The organism is Loigolactobacillus rennini DSM 20253 (genome assembly GCF_001436505.1).
GTDB lineage: Bacteria > Bacillota > Bacilli > Lactobacillales > Lactobacillaceae > Loigolactobacillus > Loigolactobacillus rennini.
In genome coordinates, this window is record NZ_AYYI01000015.1 from 67,662 (window position 1) to 74,021 (window position 6,360).

The window sequence follows — 6,360 nt, forward strand, 5'->3', positions numbered from 1 at the left end:
TTACTGTATCACAGCAAAATCCGAATGACAATTAAAATTTTATGCTATTTGTTTGTGTTTATCAGTTAAATTTTAACTGTCCAGCTGTAAAGTGCCAGTTTCAATGATGATTTTCAATAAAACGACTTTAAATGATGAAAATTTTATTAAAAGCCGAACATTAGCGATCATATTGATATAATTTATAAGCCTTGATGACGTTAATTAATTTTTGCGCGTAAGTCGGATCTGTCGCGTAGTCTGCTTGTTGCAATGCATTGGCGGCGGTTTTGTAATCCGTTGCCGCTAAAACATGCTGGTACTGATTAGGATTCCAGCTAGTCCCTTGCGCCAATAATTTGGCGTGTGCTTCTAATGCTGCCGTATCATTTTGATAGACTTGAAACCGAGCGCGAATTTCAACCCAATGGCCATCTCGGTACTCTTTTGTTTTAAGTACTTGCGTTGTTACTGGATCATCACCTTTAACCCCAAATAAATTGTGGTAATGCGTTGCCAACTGGCTAGTGCCCCAATCAGATTCTAAAATGGCCTGCGCTAAGGTAATACTGGGTAAAACGTGATAAGTGTGCTGCAACCGCTGGGCAACTGGCGCTAAACGTTTAATAAAGTCTTGCCGTTGCTGCTGCACACGTTCTTGTTGCTGACTAGCCGTATCGTCTACTGCAACTCGCGGTTGTTCACCAAAGCAACGCACCAGCAACAACCCGATAAATGCTAGCATGATGCCTGCTAAAATCAGCTGCGGCACACCAAATTGCTTAATTAAATTACGCCCCCTGCGCTTTTTACGCTTTTTGGCCACGCAAACACCTGCCCTTCGTCACAAATTGTGCATGTGATTTCTATTGTACACAGAAAAATAGTCAATAGAGATTATTTTTCCATTAAAATTACTTTAGCGTAAAAGTCATCTGCTAGTGTTAGCATTGTTTCAAAATCTAATAAAAATAAATACAGGTGGGCCCGGCTTTCAAACTCAGCCCGGTTAGTGGGCAATGGTCCTTGATCAAACCTAGTCTGTAACTTTGCGACACTCTTTTGCAAATGCTTAATTTTTTGTGGATTGGCGGAGTTAGCTGCTGCTTGCGTCAATAATTCATGAATTGCCGCACTTTCTTTTAACGACAAAGTAATTTGATCTAAATTAGACTGCATTTGCCGTAACATTTCATATTGATTCCGCCGCATTTCAAAATAAGAATGGTAAAAGTCATTTTCAATTAACAATTGATTATCCCGCTGCCGATTAGCCCATTCATTACCTTTACGGATAACGGTCAATAATGCCCCCAGATGCTGCCAAGTCGGAACATCCGGCGTACCGGCCAACTGTTGCGCCATCTGTAATAAAATTTGCTGGAGCTGCGCTTCAGTCTCTTGTTGAAAACCTTTGATCTGTGCTAGCAATGATGGCATGAATAAATTAAAAATCAACGCGACACCGACACCGATTAGCATTAAATTGAATTCATTGACTAGCCAGTGCCAACTATAACTCTTTTGCAGCAAAAAATGAGTCACTAAAACAGAACTGACAACAATGCCTTCCTGCAGTCGCAACTGCATCGCTACTGGAATGAACAACAATAAAAATAACCCGAATGCCCAAGGATTAAACCCTAACAACCAAAAACTCAAAATAGCGATGACAAACGCTAAAACCGTTGCCAAAATCCGCAACCCCGCAACAGTAAACGAGTAACGGGTAGTATTTTGCACACTTAAAATGGTAATAATGCCAGCTGTTGCCCAATAACTTAAATGCAGCTCATAAGCGAGCACCATGGCAATTACGGCACCTAAAGCAGTTTTAATAGTGCGCCAACCAATTTTCATACCCTCACACGCCTCCAAAAATTATCGTTATAAATAGAATAACGTATCCATAAAGCGAAAGGCAACTGCAACTCCCCTGCGCTTTGGATACGTTATTTAAAAATTACCAGTTAATTAATACACCAAGTCCCATAAAAATTACTTGTGCTAATGTAATTAAAAATAAATTTTTAATTGCCAACGGGAACGTGATTTTTTTGATTTGTCGCGCTAAAAAGCCCTTAGTGTTGCGCCAAACAATCGGTATTGTCAACAAGGTTAATAGTGTTAGTTTAGGCAAATAGCCTAACAACACCGCCGCCAACAAACAGATAAAACCGAACACATAAAGGCCAACAAACAACACTAATGCACTCTTTTTACCAATGTAATAAACAATGGTCCGCCGACCAAGTTCTTTGTCTTCTTTTTCATCGGCAATATTATTGGCTAACAATAAATCGGCAATGCTGCAAACCGCCAAGCCAGAAGACAATAACACTGGCCAAACAAAAGCCCAATTAAAGGTGATCACGTCAAATGTATTGATGTAAACGCTGATCAAAAAAATGACAAAGCCCATGGTGATGCCAGCGAAAAATTCGCCAAAAGGCGTGGTGGAAATCGGCCGTGGTCCACCAGCATAAAAGTAGCCCACTGCATAACTGAACAATCCCAGCCACAGTAACGGCCAGCCCGTCTGGCTAACCATCCATAAACCTAAAGCCGCCGAAATCACAGTCAACCAAAAAACTAACCAGCCAATGTGATGGACGTTTAAATGATGCACCCCGATAATATTGGTCTTTTCGCGAAAGGCAAGGGCTTCATTCCGGGTAGCCCGGCGGTAATCTTGGTAATTATCATTGGCATCTACCGCCATGTTAAACATTAACATCGCGACAAAGAAAATTAATAAATAAACAGGGTGTAATTGCCGGTAATGGTACCAAGCAAAAAATGTCCCTAGTAAAAACGGAAAGACACTAGCCGTTTTTGCCTTAATTTCCACTAATTCCAAAAAAACTGATAAATTCACGCCTGTGTCGCCTACCTTTAAACAAAATTCATTCGTTTAGGTCAATCTTTTACAGCATACCACGGAATGCGCCGCTAAACTAATCCTTGATCCATTTGATAAAGTTTACGGAACCTAGCATTCGTGCGGTAAAGCTCACGGGGCGATCCTTGCATGGCAATCTGCCCGTGTTCTAAGAAAATAATTTGGTCTGCGTGTTCAATTCCTTGTAAATGATGGGTAATCCAAATCACTGTTTTAGTTTGCAACACGTTAAAAATTGTCTTCAACAATGCCTTTTCCGTAATCGGATCTAGCCCAACTGTTGGCTCATCCAACAGTGTAATCGGTGCGTCCTGAAGCAATACTCGCGCTAGAGCCAGCCGTTGCTGCTCACCGCCGGAAAAACGGGCGCCAGCTTCTTCAACCACCGTATTAGCCCCTTCTGGTAGCCGTTGCATCAATGGACCTAATTCAACGGCTTCTAAAGCGGTCATGATCGCACTATCCGAGGCGTTTAATTTGCCTAACCGGATGTTGTTCATCACGGAAGTATTGAACAAAAACGGTTTTTGATCCAACATGCCAATCAGCTGTGCGCGTTGTTTTTGCAATGCGGTAATTGGCACTTGATTAATGCTGACCTGCCCAGCTTGTGGCGTTAATTCACCTAGCAACAAGTTTAACAACGTGGTTTTACCTGCCCCACTAGGCCCTAAAATTGCAATTTTCTCACCAGCATGAATGTGTAGTGAAAACTGTTTTAAAAGTAATGCTTGTTCAGCAGTATAACGAAAATCAACCGCATTAAAATCAATGTTAGCAACGGGTGCAGCTAAAGTTTGCTGCTGTGGCAAGTCACGTTGAACTGGTTTTAACGCATTCAGCCGTTCAACAGAAGTCCGGTAAAGCGGCCATTCCTGAACCCCTTGACTAACTGGTGCAAATGCATCAACCAACGGGAATAAACATAAAACAAACGCCCCGATCCAATTAGCCATGCTTTGATTGGCTGTAAATTGTTGATTAGTCCAGACAATAATCACTAAGACCACCAAACCAAAGATAAATTGGATCAGAAAATCACGCCACCACTCAAAGCGCCGGATTGCCAAAGTATTCTGTCGAGCAGCTTTTAACGTCGGTTGTGGCCGTTTCTCAAAATCGGTTTGCCGGCCAGAAATAACCCAGTCTGATAGTCCTAAAACATCGTCGGTCATATCAGTATACAGGTCATGTTGTAATTGCTTTTGCCGCTGTGTCCGCGCACCTTGAACAGCCACAGACACCAATGGCATTAAGACAACAATCACAAACAATAATAACGCAATACCCAGTGCAAAAAACCAACTAAAATAACCGATGGCAATCACAATCACCACGTAAAGCAGCCAACTGACTAAAGTGGGAAAAATAGTTCGTAGATATAAATTTTGCAAATGGCCTAAATCATCAGCCAAAATGCCTAAAATATCGCCAGTTTTAAAATGCTGCTGAAAAAAGGAAGCATCTCTGGCTAACGTTTGGTACAACCGTTTGCGTAGATCTGAAGTGACCTTTAAAACCCAATTATGACTAGTCAACCGTTCAACATAGCGAAACACTGGTCGCGCAATCCCAAAGGCTCGGGTTAAGACAACCGGCACGTAAATTAATAAAATATTTTCTGGCCGGGTTGCTGATTTACTAATCAAATAACCAGAGGTGAACATCAGCGCCCCACCGCAAATAAAGGTGGCTAACCCTAACACTAAAATTAAAGTTAGTAACCCTTTATACTTGGTCATATATGGTTTGACCCAAGTATCATGTTTTAAAGGTTTTTTCATAATTGTTCACCTCGCGTTTGTTTCATTAACCGGACATAATCGCCATTTTTTGCCCGTAGTTGAGCAGGTGTCCCTTGCTCAACTAAACGTCCCCGTTCAATCACTAAGACATAATCCATTTGTTGCATCCAATGCAATCGGTGCGTGGCAAAGAACACTAAGTGCTGATCGAATAAGGGGACCATGGTTTCCTTTAAAGCTGCTTCAGTTTCAATGTCTAAATGTGCTGTCGGTTCATCGAATAATAGAATTCGCCGTTGCCGATCCAAAAAGGCACGGGCCAACGCAATCCGCTGCCCTTGGCCGCCACTGACTGCACGTGACCCTTCACCAATGATAGTTTCAAATCCTTGCGGCAAAGTTGCCACCCATTGGCTTAAGCCAGCTTGCGCGGCAGCTTGCTTAATGGCCGCCATCGAGGCTTGCGGTTGGTAAAACGCAATGTTAGTGGCGATGGAGCCGTGAAATAAATAAGGTTTCTGAGGTAAATAAGCAAAATTTTGCTGCCACTGTGTTTGACTTAAATGTGGTACTTTTTGCCCGTTAACCTGGATCTCACCCTGATTAGGCTGTAAAAACCCACCTAACGTGTTGATCAAAGTTGATTTGCCTGAACCTGATTCACCGATAATGCCAATTTTACGATAACCATGGACACTAAAGGAAACTTGATTTAAATCTGCTTCGTTACTGCCAGGATAACTGACATTTACCGCTGAAAAGCTTAACTCGCTGTCAGCATTCCAAGTCGGTGCCGCCGTTAACAGGTGCCGTTGTTGTGGCTGTGGCATTTCTAAAATGGCTAAAACAGCTTTCATGGCATTTTTACCATTTAAAGTGGCGTGATAATCGTTTGAAAAATCACGCAATGGCAAAAAGAATTCTGGCGCTAAAATTAATGTTGCTAAAGCTGGAAACAAGGTCATTTGACCATTCAATAACGCTAAACCTAAGAAAACCGCTACAACTGCAATTGACAACGTTGTAAAAAAGTCTAGCGCAAAAGTCGACAGCACCGCAATCCGTAAGACATTCATCGTCTGTTTACGGTACGATTCACTAACTTGGTAAACATTTTCCGCATAAGTATCACTGATTCCCAGTAGTTTTAAAGTTGCCAAACCACGCAATGCATCGACAAAGTGATTGGCTAATTGTTGATAACCAGCATACTGTTGGTCTGCTTTATCCCGAGCAGCAAAACCTAAGATAATCATGAACATAATCACAATTGGAACCACTACCATTAGCGTAATTCCTGAACGAACATCTAAAGTGAAAATGTAAACCAGCAAAATAATGGGAATTACCATCATGTTTAACATTTTATTTAAAATCAAGGTCAAATAATTTTCAACTTGATCAATGCCTTCAAGGGCCATGGTGACCATATTACCAGTTCCTTGTTTAGCGACTAAACTAGGCCCTAAATGAAATAATTTGGTCAATAGTTTATCCCGTAACTCAGCGCTGGCGCGGCTGGCATAATGGTCTAAAATATGATTTTTACCCCATTCAATTAAATGCCGCCCTAATAAAGCTAAGAAAAAGAAAAACATTGGCCAATATAGCCAAGCCAATGCTTTCAAGTGCCAAGAATTGACAATTGTCCGTGCTAGATACTTACCCTGGAATAATATCGGGTCTAGAATTTTTGGTGTTGGAAAGTATTTCCATTCCAAAAGTACTAGGCCC

The 6,360-nt window shown here is 41.6% G+C and carries 5 protein-coding genes; all 5 read right to left on the reverse strand.

Annotated elements, in window-relative coordinates:
* Positions 1–160: 160 nt before the first annotated feature.
* A complete protein-coding gene (locus tag FC24_RS02430; protein ID WP_057873287.1) occupies positions 161–805 on the reverse strand; it encodes a glycoside hydrolase family 73 protein in 645 nt (214 codons plus the stop codon).
* Positions 806–876: 71 nt separating this feature from the next.
* On the reverse strand, positions 877–1,839 hold the full coding sequence (locus FC24_RS02435) for an aromatic acid exporter family protein (protein ID WP_057873288.1): 963 nt from the start codon (positions 1,837–1,839) through the stop codon (positions 877–879).
* Positions 1,840–1,942: 103 nt separating this feature from the next.
* A complete protein-coding gene (locus tag FC24_RS02440; protein ID WP_057873289.1) occupies positions 1,943–2,857 on the reverse strand; it encodes a 1,4-dihydroxy-2-naphthoate polyprenyltransferase in 915 nt (304 codons plus the stop codon).
* A 74-nt stretch (positions 2,858–2,931) separates the two neighbouring features.
* On the reverse strand, positions 2,932–4,665 hold the full coding sequence (gene cydC / locus FC24_RS02445; protein ID WP_057873290.1) for a thiol reductant ABC exporter subunit CydC: 1,734 nt from the start codon (positions 4,663–4,665) through the stop codon (positions 2,932–2,934).
* The gene (gene cydD, locus FC24_RS02450) at positions 4,662–6,347 is read right to left on the reverse strand and encodes a thiol reductant ABC exporter subunit CydD (RefSeq protein WP_057873291.1); all 1,686 of its coding nucleotides are present in this window, start codon (positions 6,345–6,347) and stop codon (positions 4,662–4,664) included. Before cydD ends, cydC begins: the two co-directional genes overlap by 4 nt.
* Positions 6,348–6,360 lie beyond the last annotated feature (13 nt).